The organism is uncultured Aquimarina sp. (assembly GCF_947492115.1).
GTDB lineage: Bacteria > Bacteroidota > Bacteroidia > Flavobacteriales > Flavobacteriaceae > Aquimarina.
Map to the genome: position 1 here is coordinate 478,085 of NZ_CANLMM010000005.1, position 17,727 is coordinate 495,811.

A 17,727-nucleotide genomic window follows, 5' to 3' on the forward strand; every position below is an offset into this window, starting at 1 on the left:
TTCATCACCTTTCCAACAATCGATTCATATTTACATTTTCATAATTTCTTCTTACAAAATCCAATGCAGTTTTCAGTACTTCGCCCATGGATTTACTTCTACGAAATTTGAGATCCAATGTAAAATTATAAAGATGTTCTCGTAGTTCTTTTAAATGTTCTTCGGTAGAAATCGTATCAGCACACATACAAGCGATTAACGTTTCATAACGAGATCTAGAATTTAGTATCCTTTTTGCCAAAACAGAACGTTCTTCTTTCTTGTATTGTTCAATTGAATTTGGTTGTAACCTATTTAAAACGATATCCACCATATCAAAGTTTTCTTTAAAGAATTGTGGTTGATATACTTTTAATTTCCCTTCAAAACATTGTTGATCAAAATCTATGGCTCGTATGCGATACTGAACATGATCAAAATCATGAATTGGGATAATCACGTAATTATAAGAACGCATATCCCCCAATAAACGCATTTGACAACGTTCATTAAACTTTACAAATTCCTTGGCAATTTGTGCTTTTGCCTGGTCACTTAGGTCTGGCAAGAAATCTTTGATAAACACATCACCAGGAATGCCTGCAATATGCTCTTCGATCAATGTGTTTTTATATACCAAAAAATTAATCCTATTTGGTGAGAACATATGCTCTAATTCCAACCCATAAATACGAGATGCATCTGCCTTTTTTACATAAATGTACGTATAGTTATCATTTAATATATTTCGAACTCGTACTCTAAACGGTTTAGAATTTCCAAACGTACAATAATCAATCGCATCAATATTTAAAAACTCAATCGCATCCTCATTACCATCAGAATGTAAGATGGTGTATACTTTTTTTAGGCTAGATTCAATCTCTGGTCGCTCATGTTCTTCATAATATACACGCACCCATAAAGTATCTTCATCATTGTTATCATACACTACAATCGAACCTGAAAACCGCAATAAATCATCATAAAATACTGGGATTTTTATCTTACGATTACATTCCTTTAAATAACTATCTAAACTATCATTGATCGGATAGGTAGGTTTTTTTTTAGACATCAATTTCTCATCCATACGCAACTACTTTCTAGTGGCAATTTACAAAAGAAACGCACTTCAACAACCTTATTCCAATATTCATTGTAAAAACCTTTAAAGTCTAAGATTCTATTTTTTATTGTAACAAAATCTTGGTGTAGTCGTCTAGTTTAATATAACCACCAAAAAATAATCACAATTGGAAACCATTTTAACCTTGAAGAATCTTACCAAAAGATTCGGAAGTATAACAGCCGTTAACGATCTTTCCTTTACGATAAAAAAAGGGAACGTATACGGTATTTTAGGACCTAATGGAAGCGGTAAATCCACTACCCTAGGTATTGTTCTTAATGTAGTAAATAGAAGTTCGGGAGACTTTACTTGGTTCGATGGATCTACATCTACCCATGAAGCCTTAAAAAAGGTAGGAGCTATAATCGAGCGTCCAAATTTCTATCCTTACATGACAGCAGCACAAAATCTAAAACTAGTATGTCAGATCAAGGGGGTTTCAACAAATAAAATCGAAGAAAAACTGGAATTAGTAGGTCTTTTGGACCGTAAGGATAGTAAGTTCAGAACGTTTTCTTTAGGTATGAAACAAAGATTAGCGATTGCTTCTGCTTTATTAAACGATCCTGAGATTCTAATACTTGATGAACCTACTAATGGACTAGATCCACAAGGAATTCATCAGATCAGAGAAATCATAAAAGTTATCGCTTCACAGGGAACTACCATTTTATTAGCTTCTCACCTATTAGATGAAGTGGAAAAAGTATGTAGCCATGTAGTTATTATTCGAAAAGGAGTAAAACTATATTCTGGTCCCGTAGATGAAATGAACGCTAGTCATGGTTTCTTCGAATTAAATAGTAATCAAAACAGTGTGCTCATTAAGTGGTTATCAGAGCAAGATATTTTTGGAAACGTAAAAGAGGAAGACGACAAAATTATTGCATTCCTAAATAGAGAATTGGATGCTGAAAGTCTGAATAAGCAATTGCACCAAGCTGGAATTACGTTAACACATCTTGTAAAACGAAAAGAAAGTTTAGAAGAACAATTCTTACAATTAACCAACAATTTAAACTAAAGCCATGTTACGACTACTCAATATAGAATTTCAAAAATTACGATACAATAAGTCGGCGAAGGTGTTGACGATCACATATTTTGTTTTAATCTTATTAATTTCTCTAATTGCTTCCTATGAATTCAGTTTTGGCGGAGTTAATTTTAGATTAGCAGATCAAGGAATTTTTAACTTTCCTTATATCTGGCACTTCAATTCTTGGATTGCTGCTTGGTTAAAATTATTCTTAGCTATTGTTATCGTTTCCATAATGGCCAATGAATATTCTAACAGAACTTTAAAACAAAATTTAATAGATGGATTAAGCAAAAAAGAGTTCTTAGCTTCTAAATTTCTTACAGTAGTTCTATTTTCTTTAGTCTCTACGATCTTTTTATTCCTAGTTTCACTTATACTTGGATTAGTATTTTCAGACTATAACGAAGTATCTATTATATTTTCTGATTTAGAATTTATTTTCGCGTATTTCCTAAAGCTAGTAGGTTTCTTTTCTTTCTGTATGTTTTTAGGAATTCTCATTAAACGCTCCGCATTTGCTTTAGGATTTTTAATCTTCTGGCAACTTATCGAAGGGGCTTTTAGATTGTTTTCTGGTTTGATAAAATGGAAATTCGATTCGGACATCATTGATAAAATAATACCATTTTTACCTTTGGATAGTATGTCTAATTTGATCAATGAACCTATAACAAGATTAAATTTCATACAATCAGCAGCGAATCAACTAGGTGAAAACTTCCAAAGAGACTATGCTGTACACTGGTATGAGATACTAATCGTATTAGTTTGGACAGCAATATTTGTGAGACTTTCGTATTATCTTCTTAAAAAGAGAGATTTATAATATATTTGAGTTTTCGAACTCAATTCATGAAACAAGTAATTTTTGTTCTATTATTATTTGCTAGCTTCTCCGTTTTTGGACAAGGAGAAGCTAACAATTGGTATTTTGGACAAAATGCGGGGATAAATTTTAGTACAACACCTCCCACTCCACTTACGAATGGTAGAGTAAATACTTTAGAAGGTTGCACGACAATTTCTGATGCAACTGGAAACCTTCTTTTCTACACAGATGGATCTACCATCTTTACCAGAAATCATGTTCCAATGCAAAATGGTACAGATTTAAGAGGAGATACCTCCAGTACATCCTCGGCTCTTATTGTTCCACAACCAAATACTCCAAATATTTACATTGTTTTTACGGTAGATGAACCTCATCATTTCAATGCTGATAATGATAGTAGTACTTCCGATGGTGATGGTGTAAATGACGGACTCTTATATTCGGTAGTTGATATGTCTCTAGACGGTGGAAATGGAGCGGTCGTTTCTGGACAAAAAAACCTTCCATTAATAACGTACAATACATCGGACACCAGAGAAAGCCTATATAAATGTTCCGAAAAAATTACTGCAGTTAAAAGTGATGATTGCGATTCATTTTGGGTAATCACTCATTTTATAGATACCTATTATGCGTTTAGTGTAGATCAAACTGGAGTAAATACTACTCCCGTTACTTCGCAAGTAGGAGTAATTGTTCCTATCTCAGGATATAGACGTAATGCTTTGGGGTATCTCAAAGCCTCGCCAGAAGGAGATAAATTGGCTGTGGTACATTTTGGTTTATCAAGAATCACAGGAGGCGATGGTCCTGGAAAAGTGCTGTTTTATGATTTTGATAGTAGTACCGGAATTGTGAGCAATGAGGTGGAATTATATGGCGGAGATGCGCCGTATGGTATTGAATTTTCTCAAAGTGGACAACGTTTGTATACAACAGTCGGATTAGGCATAGGTGGTTTTGGAGATGGATTTCTAATGCAGTTCGATTTAACCTTACCTAATGATCAAATTGCCGCCAGTGGTACTAGGATTATAAACGAAAATGGTCAAGAAACTTCCAATTTTAGCGCTGGTGCGTTACAATTAGGACCTGACGGAAAGATATACAGAGCTTTATATGATTTTGACTCAGGAGTTGGAAACTATCTTGGTGTTATCGAGAATCCCGAAGAAATAGCCGCAAATATTACCTACAGAGATCAAGGATTATTAATAAATATTGATGGAAATAGAGGATCTAGAATAGGACTACCTCCATTCATTCAATCAATTTTTGCCCAAACGATTGATATCATAAATAGTGGTGATCCTAACAACGTAAATCTTATGTTGTGTGATGGTGACACCTATAGATTAGCTCATCAAGATATTCCAACAGCCACTTACACTTGGTTTGTAGATGATGTTCAAATTACAAATAATACATTTTTCTTAGATATAACTACTCCTGGAAATTACAGATTAGAAGTTGATCTTAATGATGGAAGTTGTCCACTAGTAGGAGTTGCAAATGTTACGTTTTTCGAAGTTCCTACGATAGCAGCTATCCCAGCAACAGAAATGATTTGTGATGACAATAATGATGGATTAACAGAAATAGATTTATCAACTTACACTTCTACAGTACTTGGAACTCAAGATCCTACTCAATTTCAAGTTCGCTATTTTCGAACAATAGCAGATGCTGATGCGAATAATAATGAATTACCACAAAACTTTATTACAGAGAATAATCCACAAACCATCGCTATCAGAATAGAAAATGTGGATAATATAAATTGTTATAACACAGCGAGCTTTCTCATAGAAGTTTTTGATACTCCAACCGCATTTCCTACAAATTCAGTTGTTTCCTGTGATAATGCTGATGATGGAAATGATACCAATGGAATGATTACTTATGATTTAACTACAGCCAATAATGATATCTATGGAAGTCAAAGTACTGCTGATTTCAACTTAAGTTACCATAATACATTAGTAGATGCAGAAAACAATACAAATCCCATAGTTGACCCAACAAATGCAGTATTGTCTAACACCATGCCTGCAGTGTATGCTAGGTTAGAAAACAATTTAAATACGGATTGTTTTGATACTCTGGAGATTCCAGTTACCATTAATTTATTGCCTGTTGCCAATAATACTTCTTTATCTCAATGTGATGAATATTTAAATACAAATGATGGTATTACTTTATTCAACCTGAACGAAGCAATAGATCAAATTACAGAAGGAGCTCCGGATCGTTCTGTTCTATTTTTTGAAGATATGGGTTCTGCGGATGTAGGCACATCATCTATTACTAATACGAATACATATCAAAATACCACTGCAAATCAGCAATTATTCGTTAGAGTAATTGATGATATAACAGGATGTTTTAGGATCTCTACCTTAGATTTATTAGTAAGTACTACTTCGGCAAATGATGCCATATTAAACGTCTGTGATGATGATGGTATTGAAGATGGATTCAGAGAATTTGACCTAACAGAAGCCGACATGCAAGTACTTTCTGGAATAGGAAACACAAATCTATCCGTAGCATACTACGAAACTATCGAAAACGCCCTTAGTGAAAATGATGCTATCACTATTTATACTAACGTAACATCTGGAACGCAAGGTCAAGATATTATCTATGCTAGAGTAGAAGATAATTTAAATCAGTGTTTTGGTATTAACGAAGTAGCGCTTTTTGTAAATCCATTACCTGATATAGAAGAATTAGCCGAAGCCTTTTTGTGTGAAGGAACAATCATTACTATTGGCTCTGGATTAGACTCTGGAAATCCAAATGATTTCAATTATTTATGGTCTCCAAACGGAGAAACCAGCGAGACTATAAGTGTATCCCAAGCAGGAACTTATGTGCTTACTATGACAAGTCAACTTACAGGATGCTCTAAAGATCGAACCATAACCGTAACATCATCTTCGCCAGCAAGCATAATAGAGCCTATCGCAATTAATGATGCCTTAGACAATAATACGGTGACCATTAATGTATCAGGCTCTGGAGATTATGAATATGCTATTGCTTTTAATGGGAGTAGTATCAGAACATATCAGGATAGCTCAACCTTTACGGATGTTCCTCCTGGATTTCACACGGTTTATGTCCGAGATAAAAATGGATGTGGACCTGAAGCTACTCAGGATATTTCTGTAGTTGGATTTCCTAAATATTTTACTCCTAATGGAGATGGGTTTCATGAAACCTGGAATGTAAAAGGTATTTCTGCACAAGTACTAGGCAATTCTATTATTTATATTTTCGATAGAAGTGGAAAACTCCTAAAACAATTGGTCCCTTCTGGTAATGGTTGGGATGGTACTTATAGTGGTGCTAAAATGCCTTCTAGTGAATATTGGTTCCGTGTAGAACTTCAAGATGGTCGTATAAGAACTGGTAGTTTTTCTCTAATAAGATAATTACAACAATTTATCCCCTCTAGACATTTTTAAACAATCTGAATCATACAATTATCGTATATTTTTTTAACCTAAAGCAATTCCGCAGATGAGTTCTTAGTATATTCGCGGGGTAACTAAGACTTTGATGAAAAAGATTTTACTTTTTGGCTTTGTATTCTTAATATCATTTTTTAACGGTAATGCGCAAAATGAACCTACTGACTGTGTTAATAGTATCATTGTTTGTGGTAATACAAATTTAGAGTTAAACTCTAATGGTGTGGGTACAAATGATTTTGCATCACCTAATAGCAATCCTCCAGATTGCTCATTTTCCGAAAGTCAAAGTTTATGGATTAGGGTTAATATTGTACAATCTGGTACCTTAGCTTTTACCATTACACCAGAAGCAACTAGTCCTGAAGAAGATTATGATTTTGCTGTTTATGGCCCAAATGTAACCTGTGATGCTTTAGGTAGTTCAATACGATGTTCTTCTACGAATCCTCCAGCAGCGGGAGTATCTACTCTTACAGGTCTTAACGATACAGAAACAGATCTGAGTGAAGGGCCTGGAAGTGAAGGAAATGGTTTTGTTAGATCTATCGATGCGCTAGCAGGAGAAGAGTATTATATTTTGATTGATAACTTTTCTCAAAATGGTGGTTTTGATTTGGAGTTTACAGGAACAGCCGTATTACCAGATTCTCCGATTAACACTGCGGATACTGGAACTCCTGTGAACTTGGACCTAACAGAGTGTGATGTTGTTTCTGATCCAGATGATGGTCAGACCAACTTTGATTTAGAAAGTAACACAGCTGCAATATTAGGAACTCAAACAAATACTGTAATTACATATCATAGTACGGAAGAAGACGCTAGTTTAGGTAATAATCCTCTAAGCAGTCCTTATTTAAGTATACAAAACAATCAAACAATTTATGTACGAATCGAAAATACAATAACGGAGTGTTTCATAATAGATACTTTCTTATTAATCGCTAATCCTGGTCCAGCAATACGTACTCCAAGTAACTTTACCGTATGTGATAATATGAATGACGGAGATGATTCCAATGGTTTTTCTGACTTTTTATTAAGCACTAAAGATGTTGAAATTCTTAATGGTCTAAACCCTTCAAATTATACTGTTTCCTATCACCTATCGCAATCCGATGCTGATACAGCTATGAATGTGATTGATAAAACAATTTCATATATAAACACCTCAAATCCTCAAACTATATATGCTCGAGTACAAGAAAACGGATCAACTTCTTGTTTCCGTACCGTAAGTTTTGAGCTTGAAGTCGACCCTTTACCGATAGCGAACACCTCATCACTAATACAATGTGATGAATATAACGATCCTACCGATGGGATTACCTTATTCAACCTTACAGAAGCGATAAATTCTATAACTGGTGGAATCGCTGATCGTTCTGTTCTTTTTTTTGAAGATCTAAACTCAGCAAATAATGGTTCTCCCTCTATCACGAACATAACCAATTATCAAAATGCGATTCCGAATCAACAATTATATGCGCGTGTTATCGACAATACTAATAGTTGTTTTAAAGTGACTACTTTAGATCTATTAGTAAGTGTCACCTCTGCCAATAACGCATCACTAGCCCAATGTGATGATGATGGTGTTGAAGATGGTTTTAGTGAATTTGATCTAACACAAGCAGATAGTCAAATACTATCTGGAATCGGGAACCCAAACCTTTCTGTAGCATACTACGAAACTATCGAAAACGCCCTTAGTGAAAATGATGCTATCACTATTTATACTAACGTAACATCTGGAACGCAAGGCCAAGATATCATCTACGCTAGAATAGAGGACAATTTAAATCAGTGTTTTGGTATTAACGAAGTAGCTCTTTTTGTCAATCCATTACCTGATATAGAAGAACAAGAAAATGTGATTATATGTCCAAATCAAAGCGTATCTATTAATGCTGGTATCCAACCTGGAATTAACCCTAATGATTTTAATTATTTATGGTCTACTGGTGAAACCTCTGAAACTATTAGCATAATGCAAGAAGGAACTTATGAAGTCCTGGTAACTAATCGCATAACAAATTGTGCTAAAATGAGAACCGTAACAGTTTCTCTTTCTACACCCGCAACTATTATCCAACCTATAGAAATTAATGATGCTTCAGATAATAATACGATAACCATCAATGTATCTGGATCTGGGGATTATGAATATGCTATTGCTTTTAACGGGAGTAGTATCAGAACATATCAGGATAGTCCAACTTTTATAGATGTTCCACCTGGTTTTCATACGGTTTATGTTCGAGATAAAAATGGATGTGGTCCTGAAGCTACTCAGGATATTTCTGTAGTTGGATTTCCTAAATACTTTACTCCTAATGGAGATGGTTTTCATGAAACCTGGAATGTAAAAGGTATTTCTGCGCAGGTACTTGGAAATTCTATCATATATATTTTTGACAGAAGCGGTAAACTTCTAAAGCAGCTAGTCCCTTCTGGTAATGGATGGGATGGAACTTACAGTGGTGCTTTAATGCCCTCTAGTGAATATTGGTATCGGGTAGAATTAGATGATGGAAGGGTGAGAACCGGAAGCTTTTCTCTCATACGATAAACTTTCCCTAAAACTTATACTCTATTTGAGAAATCATAGTAGTATTCTGTATCTTTATTCAGAAAAGATAGGCCTATATAATGAAGTTCGAACTTAAATCTGAATTTAGTCCAACCGGAGATCAACCGGAAGCTATAAAACAACTTGCAAATGCTATTAAAGCAGGGGAAAGATATCAAACACTTTTAGGAGTTACCGGTTCTGGTAAAACGTTTACAGCAGCAAACGTAGTAGCAGAAGTACAACGTCCTACCTTGGTACTAGCGCATAACAAAACCCTAGCAGCACAATTATATTCGGAGTTTAAACAATTCTTTCCCGAAAATGCTATTGAATATTTCGTTTCATATTATGATTATTACCAACCAGAAGCTTATATCCCTACCACTGGAACGTATATAGAAAAAGATTTATCTATTAATGATGAAATTGAAAAACTACGTTTAAGTGCTACCTCCTCCCTACTTTCAGGAAGAAGAGATGTACTCGTTGTGGCCTCTGTTTCTTGTTTATATGGTATTGGAAATCCTATAGAATTTCAGAAAAACGTAATATCTATTCAGCAAGGGCAATTTGTTTCTAGAACAGCATTACTTCATAAATTAGTACAAAGTTTATATTCAAGAACGGAAGGAGAGTTTTTACATGGAAATTTCAGGATAAAAGGAGATACCGTAGATATTTATCCAAGCTATGCCGATGATGCCTTTAGAGTACATTTCTTTGGAGATGAGATCGAAGAAATTGAAGCCTTTGATGTACAAACTAATGAAATCATTGAAAAATATGACCGTCTAAATATTTATCCAGCAAATATGTTCGTTACTTCTCCTGAGGTATTACATGGTGCTATTGATCAAATAGCCTTAGACCTTGGAAAACAAGTAGAATACTTTAAAGAAATAGGAAAATTTCTAGAAGTTAAAAGGCTGGAAGAACGTACTAATTTTGATTTAGAAATGATCAAAGAGTTAGGGTATTGTTCGGGAATAGAGAATTACTCCAGATATTTAGACGGAAGAGATCCAGGAACAAGACCTTTCTGTTTGTTAGACTATTTTCCTGATGATTATTTAATGATTGTAGATGAAAGTCATGTAACTATTCCGCAAACACATGCGATGTATGGTGGTGATCGATCCAGAAAAGAGAATCTGGTAGAGTATGGTTTTAGACTTCCTGCAGCCATGGATAACAGACCATTAAAATTCGAAGAATTTGAGGCACTACAAAATCAAATAATATATATAAGCGCGACGCCTGCTGATTATGAATTGCAAAAAAGCGAGGGAACCTATGTGGAACAAATTATTAGACCTACTGGATTACTGGATCCTATTATCGAAGTACGACCAAGCCTAAATCAAATCGACGATTTGATAGAAGAAATGCACAAACGTATTGAAGTCGATGAACGTATCTTAGTGACTACCTTAACGAAAAGAATGGCAGAAGAATTAACGAAATATCTAACAAGAATAGATATTCGTTGTCGATATATTCATAGTGATGTAGACACACTAGAGCGCGTAGAAATTATGCAAGATCTGCGCAAAGGTCTTTTTGATGTACTGATTGGTGTAAACCTATTAAGAGAAGGATTAGATTTACCCGAAGTATCATTAGTAGCAATACTGGATGCTGATAAAGAAGGTTTTTTAAGAAATAATAGATCTCTTACACAAACCATAGGAAGAGCTGCAAGAAATGTAAATGGATTGGCGATCATGTATGCGGATAAGATTACACAAAGCATGCAAGAAACCATTGACCAAACTAATTATCGACGAGAAAAGCAAATAGCGTACAATACAAAACACGGAATTACCCCAAAAGCAATTAAAAAGTCGTTGGATAATGCATTAGCTGGGAAAAAAGTAGAGCCTTATCAATTCGAAACTGCTCCAACATTAAAAGCTGCAGAAGAAGAAACAGCTTATTTCACAAAAGAACAACTAGAAACTCGTATTCGAAATGTTCGCAAAGAGATGGAAAAAGCTGCAAAAGAGTTAGATTTTATGACCGCAGCAAGACTAAGAGATGAAATAAAAATGTTGCAAGAAAAAATCCAGAATCAAAAAGTTTAATAGGAAAAGTAACGGAGGGATACAGTGACCTATTTATTGATATGCATTTCTTTGTAATTTTTATGCAAAAGAAAATATAACATCATCAGTAATGCTGATTTTGGCTTCTCCTCCTTTTGTATAATCAACTTCAAAGCCTTCATCTTGGATCTTAGCAATCGACTGCTCATAGTTTTTTGATTTTATCAGTTTTTTGTCATTTCGTACGACTCGCCAAAAAGGAGTTTTTAGATCTGTACCCAACAATGTATGTCGTTCTGCTATTTTTTTGATCGCATTGCCTGTTCGAATTGGGCAAGTAACATCTGTACCTTCGGCCTTAGCTAAATGAGACGCGATCTTTTGAATCGTTGTCACTTTTCCAACCGGAATTTGTTTGATCAATTCTTCAATAACAGTTAAAGAAGGATGTAGCATTGTTCCTTTTCCAAAGTATTTTTCCATAGTAACAGGAATATTGACAATTTTAGACTTTTGCATACTCGTATTTTTTATAAAGTTTAGAAGCTATAAAATTTGCAATAAGCAACTCTATGAAACTCAATGGTAAAGTGATCAAAAGTATGGACCAATCAGAATATCCCATATTGGCAGCGCCAACCCAAAAAAGCACAAAGAAAAACACCCATGACACTAATGCCGAAGAAATAACCGAACGATTCGTATTTCCAAATCGCTGACTATATAGCCAAAATGTAAATACTATCATTGCCGTTAAGACTGTATCCCATATTCCCCAAATACCAAAAATCATCCAATTCATATCTGCAATAGATTCAGAATTATTCCAATAGGATTTTACTCGTGGCATGACTAGTACAAAGTATCTAAATACTTCAGAAATATGAATCCAAATACTGGTAAGTACTACTACAAAAACGAACGTCTTTAGATCAAAACCTTGTTTATTCATGAGATAAAATAGCTTTAATGTTTTTAAAAATAATATCTGGTGCAGTAAACGAAGGCACGGAACGATATACCGCAATTGATTTTTCCACTTGATCGATCTTTTCTATCAGGTCAATACTCCTTTTACTAAGTTCAGCAAATCGTAATCTGTTAGGTTCAATAATGTTTTGATCTACCAAAAAATCAATTTTCTTCACACACCTACAAGGATTATTGCTATTCACCAAACCACATTTTTTTTTTAGAAAATTTCTAATTTTCATTCTAGAACGCGATAATTTTTTTCTAAAGTTTTCGGGAGTAATATTTACAATAGCAGCTCCTTCCTTACTATTAAATTCTAGAATATCAGACAGGATATAAATGATCCTATCTATAGGTTTTAAGCACAATAGTAACCCTTGCGTACAACTTACTTTTACTTCTTCTTCTAGCAACTTCAATTCTCCATCATTAGAAGCATAAGATACACGATCAGAATGTCCGGAATCAATCAATACTTCGTAGTCGGCAAAAGGCATTGGAAACTCTTTGGCTTTCTTTTGCTTTTGAGTTAATAAATAATTCGTAGCGATACGATATACCCAAGTAGAAAATTTACTCTTATGGTTAAATGTACTCAAATGAGTGATTACTTTTACCAATATTTCCTGAGTAGCATCTTTTGCATCTTCAGGAAATAATAACATCTTCAGAGAAAGATTATACACATAATCTTTAATTGTCAATACTATTTTTTCCAAAGATTCCTGATCTCCAGTATTTGCACGACGCACTAATGTTTCTAAAGTTTCTTGATCCATACTATTATATTAGACAAAATAACCTGAATAAGTGTGACATAGGATGGGAAAAATTATGCATTTATTCTATATTCACTATGAGTTCTAACAAATTATCTATCTATAGTTTTCTATCCATCACTGTTAAAAAGTACAATTCTTAGTCTTTTTTTTGTAGCATGAAAACCTTGATTATAAAGGACCTTTGTGATGTAATTAGTCACAACAATTGTGATACAACTTATATCAATAATCATTAAAATCAAGAACTATGAAATTTGTAACCAAAAGAATACACGCTTTCTTAGATTATCCTGTTGCTATTGCATTAATGGCGCTCCCATTTTTATTAAACCTAGGTCAATCGAACCCGTTAGCTTTATGGCTTTCTGTTACTACTGGTATGGCTGCATTATTACTGACCATATTAACTGATCATCATTTAGGTATCATTAAAGTGATTCCTTATAAAGGACATTTATTAGTAGACTTTCTTGTAGCTATTGTATTTATTATAGCTCCTTTTATTTTTTCCTTTAAAGGTATTGATGCCTATTATTACTGGATTAATGGAGCTGCTGTACTTACTGTGGTAAGTTTACACAAATCCGAACTAGCTATTTAATATAGGTCAAGAACGAATATTGTTCATCATTGTGGAGATAAATTGTAGTACAATACTAACGTTTGTCTCCACTTTTTGTATAAATTAGAATCGTACTTTTAAGAAAGTAGATAAATTTATAATGACCGCTACTCCATTTCAATTGAAAAAAGCAAATCGTTTCATTCCCCATATTTTATTAGTTGGGATCGGAATTGGCACTGCCAATTATATAATGAATGGTTCTCTAAATTGGATACAATGGTGCATCCAATCACTATCTACAAGTCTTATTATCGGTTATACGCTGGTAGCTATTGGATTGAATAAATCATGGTTCACAACACTATTCACTTCAAAAGTCAAAATGTATATCGTTGTTACAATAATATCCTTCTTACTAGGAATATTGGCTACAGAAATAGAGCATTTGATCCGATCGCTGATTTTTAAGAGCCAACAATTTCGTCCATTTTCATCCGGAAAAATGTACTGGTTTAACGGTATTATTTCTTTACTATTAGGATTTAGTTTTTTTCAAAACCAGGTTTTAAAAAATAAAACCACCAAATCTACACTGGTTGAAGATAAAAAAGAGCCGACGATAACAGAACATACATCCAATATTACGAGTGTTCCTGTAAAGCAAGGTGAAAATATTCTTCTCATACCTATTGATAGTATTGTTTATTTTGAAGCTTTTGACAACTATTCTTTTGTATATAATGATAAAGGTGAAAAAAAACTATGCGACTATTCCTTATTATTTCTAGAAAAACGATTGGATAAAAATTTTTCGAGAGTCCATAGAAAATATATTGTGAATAAAACATATATTAAAAAAATAACACCTCATCTAAATGGTCGTTATATTATTGCTTTTACCATTAATTTAGAAGCTATTACCAGCAGTAAGAGTTATATTGATACGATTCGGAAGCTTATAAAAATCGAGTGATCTTACATATTAAAGAAAAAGGAATTTGAAGACTTCCATACAGATTGCATGGAATGCCATTCACCTTTTTTCTTGTATCATTCGCCAATCACACAGACCACTCACCCTTTTTCGCTTTTATAAACAACTCCATTTCAATTATTTGCAATTCAAACAATATTGAATTCTAAAATAATTAATTATGGAAATCGCTCATAAACTAAACATCTTAGTACACATTATAACAGGTGCTATAGCACTCCTACTCGGAATAATTGCTTTAACCACTATCAAAGGTGGTAAAACACATAACAAAACTGGAAGATACTTCTTAAAACTTATAGCTATTGTTATTGCAACTGGCCTGATGGGAGTATTTATCTTTGGACGAAATACATTCTTATTAGTTATTACGGTACTAAGCGGGTATGTTTCATTTTCTGGATATCGGGTATTACTTCTAAAATCCAATATCCCGAAGAAAATAGATATTCTTGCTTCTGTGGTTAGTCTTTTGGTATTAGGGTATTTTCTGTATTATTTTAAATCCATTGGAATGATTTGGTCACCTATAGTCATCTACAGTACAGTAGGAGCTTTACTATTTGTAATCACATATGATTTTCTAAAATATTTAATTCCGATTGGTACTTATAAAAAACATCGAATTTGGATATACGAACATATTTATAAAATGATTAGTGCTTTTTCGGCCTTACTATCCGCTTTTTCGGGAACGGTATTAGAAAAATATCAACCTCATAGTCAATATATCCCATCTGTACTAAGCATGCTTTTAATTATTGCTTTTATGGTCTATGTCTACAAAAATGGATTAAAAAAATCCCAAAATGATAAAACAACTCAATGTTAGAAACATCTAAGCTAGTATTCATTTAATTAAAGTATATTGTAAGAGTTTCTTATTTATTTCTTAGAACCTACTTAGAATTACTTGGTACCATAACAACCAAAGCCTATAGACCATATGCTAAAAAAAATCCTGAAAATTTTTCTGTTTTTAGTCATCATTGCTGGCATTATTATGGGCTTTTATGTTCACAATTCTGCTCCGTATGCTATTATCAAACCGCTAAGAATTAATGAAAAGCTAGCTCCATCGGATTTAGGACTGGAAAGCGAAACTTTTGAAGTTTCGGCTACTGATGCTATAAAACTCAAAGGATATTGGATAAAAAGTAAACTAGATACCAAAAAAGCGATTGTAATTTTTGTACACGGAATCGGAAGTTGCAAGGAACATGGATTAGGAGTTGCCAAATTACTTTCGGAACAGGGTATCGAAACCATAGTTTTTGATGGAAGAGCCCATGGAGAAAGTGATGGCGAATTTACCACCTATGGATTTTATGAAAAAAAAGACATTTCTAAAATTGTAGATTGGATCAAAGCAAAAAACCAAAATATCGACATTGGAATATGGGGAAATTCACTTGGTGGTGCGATTGCAATCCAAGCATTAGCATTTGACAACCGAATTAAATTCGGAGTTATCGAAAGTACATTCACGGAAATGGATCAAATCGTATACGATTACTCTAAGAAAATGATGAAAGGAATCATTATCAAACCTATTTCGGATTATGCACTACGAAGAGCGGGAGAAATTGCAGATTTCGATCCCGATCAGGTAAAACCTATCCTTTCTGTTAAAAAAATTCAACAACCAGTACTTATTGCACATGGTGATGCTGATCAAAATATTGACGTTACCTATGGAAAACAATTATTTGAAAATCTAAAATCAGAAGATAAAGAACTTATCATTGTGGAAGATGGCGGACATGTAGGTCTTGCCGAGCAAGGCGGAGCAGCATATACTAAGAAATTGATGGCATTTATCAATAAGTATTTGGAATAAAATGAGTCATAAATGCACGATAACAAAGACTAGAATTTGATAAAACACATTACGATATCTAAAAAAGTTAAAAAGAACAATGAGCACTAAAACAAGGATACACATCTTGGATGTATTGCGCGGCTTCGCTATCGTTTCTATCATGCTTTTACATTCTATAGAACATTTTGACATCTATTACTTTCCCGAACACTTACCAGCTTGGATAAAAACTCTAGATGGAACCATATGGGAAACCATGTTCTTTTTATTTAGCGGTAAGTCCTACTCTATTTTTGCTTTATTATTTGGGGTTACCTATGCCATTCAGCTTTCTAGACAAAAGGAAAAAGGACAATCCTTCGCCGGAAGATTTGCCTGGCGAATGGTATTATTATTTGCCTTTGGAATCCTTAATTCAGCATTTTTCCAAGGAGATGTATTAACTATATATGCAGTATTAGGAGTATTGTTAATTCCATTTTCCAAGTTGAAAGACAGTATCATTTTAGGTATTGCAATAATCCTTTTAGTATTACCATATGAGTGGTCAAATCTAATATATGCCTTACAGCATCCCGATGAAAAAATCAATGATCCTATCTCCTGGAGTTATTTTGGTAAGATGCTAACATACGTTGGAGAACCTTCATTATGGGATACTATAATTGGAAATCTAACGAACGGAAAAATAGGCGTTTTACGTTGGAACTGGGAAAACGGAAGGTTTTTCACTATTCTAGCGCTTTTTCTATTAGGATATCTATTAGGGAAACATCAAAAATTTCATGAAACTGATAAGAACTTAGAATTTTGGACACAAATCCTAAAGATTTCAATAATTGCTTTCATTCCGTTATATCTTTTAAAACGAAACATGGATCATTTTATCGAAAGTGACATAATTCGAAGATCTGCTTTAACTATAGAAACTAGCATTACCAATTTTTCATTCATGCTGGTACTGGTGTCAGGAATTACCTTACTTTTTTATAAAACAAAAGCTCGAAATGTATTGATGTATTTTTCTCGGTTCGGGCGCATGAGCATGTCTAATTATATCATACAATCCATTCTGGGAGGAGCGATATTCTATGGTTGGGGATTGGGTTTATACAAATATACAGGCGCAACCTATGGATTATTAATAGGTTTAGCACTTACAATTGTAACTGGTATATTCTGTAAATGGTGGGCAAAACAATATAAGCAAGGACCATTTGAAACCTTATGGTATAAAGCTACTTGGATTTAAAGCTTGGTTAGAAATATAAATGATAATAAAACAGGCTTACCATATCAATCGATAGAATTTTTAGTAAATTCAGATCACAAAACAAAAAACAACCGTCGAATTAAACGTTTAATATACGTTTGTAAACGGTTACATAATAATAAATATACACACTAGTGCACATACCACTACGTTATATGCTATGATTCAATTGGATCGGACAATTTTTTCGGAGGGATACGCTGGAGGATGATGGAGTATTCTTCTGATA

Annotated in this window: 14 protein-coding genes; 10 read left to right on the forward strand and 4 right to left on the reverse strand. The window is 33.8% G+C overall.

The genetic code is table 11. The features are described from left to right. Positions 1–4: 4 nt before the first annotated feature. A complete protein-coding gene (locus Q1A73_RS17560; RefSeq protein WP_299608053.1) occupies positions 5–1,072 on the reverse strand; it encodes a hypothetical protein in 1,068 nt (355 codons plus the stop codon). Positions 1,073–1,235: 163 nt separating this feature from the next. Between Q1A73_RS17560 and Q1A73_RS17565 the strand changes: the two genes are divergently transcribed. The 5 genes from Q1A73_RS17565 (at position 1,236) to uvrB (ending at position 11,126) form a co-directional block, all read left to right on the forward strand. Beyond that, positions 1,236–2,135: an ATP-binding cassette domain-containing protein gene (locus Q1A73_RS17565; RefSeq protein WP_299608055.1), complete on the forward strand. Its 900-nt coding sequence runs from the start codon at positions 1,236–1,238 to the stop codon at positions 2,133–2,135. A 4-nt stretch (positions 2,136–2,139) separates the two neighbouring features. Next, on the forward strand, positions 2,140–2,979 hold the full coding sequence (locus tag Q1A73_RS17570) for an ABC transporter permease (RefSeq protein ID WP_299608058.1): 840 nt from the start codon (positions 2,140–2,142) through the stop codon (positions 2,977–2,979). A 26-nt stretch (positions 2,980–3,005) separates the two neighbouring features. Then, positions 3,006–6,425 (forward strand): T9SS type B sorting domain-containing protein, encoded by a 3,420-nt coding sequence (locus Q1A73_RS17575; protein WP_299608061.1) that lies wholly within the window; start codon positions 3,006–3,008, stop codon positions 6,423–6,425. A 127-nt stretch (positions 6,426–6,552) separates the two neighbouring features. Next, on the forward strand, positions 6,553–9,039 hold the full coding sequence (locus Q1A73_RS17580; RefSeq protein WP_299608064.1) for a T9SS type B sorting domain-containing protein: 2,487 nt from the start codon (positions 6,553–6,555) through the stop codon (positions 9,037–9,039). Positions 9,040–9,119: 80 nt separating this feature from the next. Beyond that, complete coding sequence (gene uvrB / locus Q1A73_RS17585; protein ID WP_299608068.1) at positions 9,120–11,126, forward strand: excinuclease ABC subunit UvrB; 2,007 nt, start codon at positions 9,120–9,122, stop codon at positions 11,124–11,126. A gap of 60 nt (positions 11,127–11,186) precedes the next feature. On the opposite strand, the gene Q1A73_RS17590 is transcribed toward uvrB, so the two are convergent. From Q1A73_RS17590 to Q1A73_RS17600, 3 genes are read right to left on the reverse strand one after another with little or no spacing between them, the layout of a single operon-like run. Then, positions 11,187–11,606, reverse strand: coding sequence for an MGMT family protein (locus Q1A73_RS17590; RefSeq protein WP_299608071.1), 420 nt, complete (start codon positions 11,604–11,606; stop codon positions 11,187–11,189). Beyond that, on the reverse strand, positions 11,593–12,039 hold the full coding sequence (locus Q1A73_RS17595) for a hypothetical protein (protein ID WP_299608073.1): 447 nt from the start codon (positions 12,037–12,039) through the stop codon (positions 11,593–11,595). The genes Q1A73_RS17590 and Q1A73_RS17595 overlap by 14 nt, the downstream gene beginning before the upstream one ends. After that, positions 12,032–12,841, reverse strand: a complete 810-nt coding sequence (locus tag Q1A73_RS17600) for an RNA polymerase sigma factor (RefSeq protein ID WP_299608075.1) — start codon at positions 12,839–12,841, stop codon at positions 12,032–12,034. Before Q1A73_RS17600 ends, Q1A73_RS17595 begins: the two co-directional genes overlap by 8 nt. A 250-nt stretch (positions 12,842–13,091) precedes the next feature. Between Q1A73_RS17600 and Q1A73_RS17605 the strand changes: the two genes are divergently transcribed. The 5 genes from Q1A73_RS17605 to Q1A73_RS17625 all read left to right on the forward strand — a co-directional run bounded on the left by Q1A73_RS17605 (position 13,092) and on the right by Q1A73_RS17625 (position 17,477). Further along, positions 13,092–13,445, forward strand: a complete 354-nt coding sequence (locus Q1A73_RS17605; RefSeq protein ID WP_299608078.1) for a hypothetical protein — start codon at positions 13,092–13,094, stop codon at positions 13,443–13,445. A 121-nt stretch (positions 13,446–13,566) separates the two neighbouring features. Then, complete coding sequence (locus Q1A73_RS17610) at positions 13,567–14,382, forward strand: LytTR family DNA-binding domain-containing protein (RefSeq protein ID WP_299608080.1); 816 nt, start codon at positions 13,567–13,569, stop codon at positions 14,380–14,382. A gap of 181 nt (positions 14,383–14,563) precedes the next feature. After that, positions 14,564–15,235 (forward strand): hypothetical protein, encoded by a 672-nt coding sequence (locus Q1A73_RS17615; protein WP_299608082.1) that lies wholly within the window; start codon positions 14,564–14,566, stop codon positions 15,233–15,235. Positions 15,236–15,349: 114 nt separating this feature from the next. After that, positions 15,350–16,243 (forward strand): alpha/beta fold hydrolase, encoded by an 894-nt coding sequence (locus tag Q1A73_RS17620; RefSeq protein WP_299608084.1) that lies wholly within the window; start codon positions 15,350–15,352, stop codon positions 16,241–16,243. A gap of 79 nt (positions 16,244–16,322) precedes the next feature. Then, complete coding sequence (locus tag Q1A73_RS17625) at positions 16,323–17,477, forward strand: DUF418 domain-containing protein (RefSeq protein WP_299608086.1); 1,155 nt, start codon at positions 16,323–16,325, stop codon at positions 17,475–17,477. The last annotated feature ends 250 nt before the right edge of the window (positions 17,478–17,727 follow it).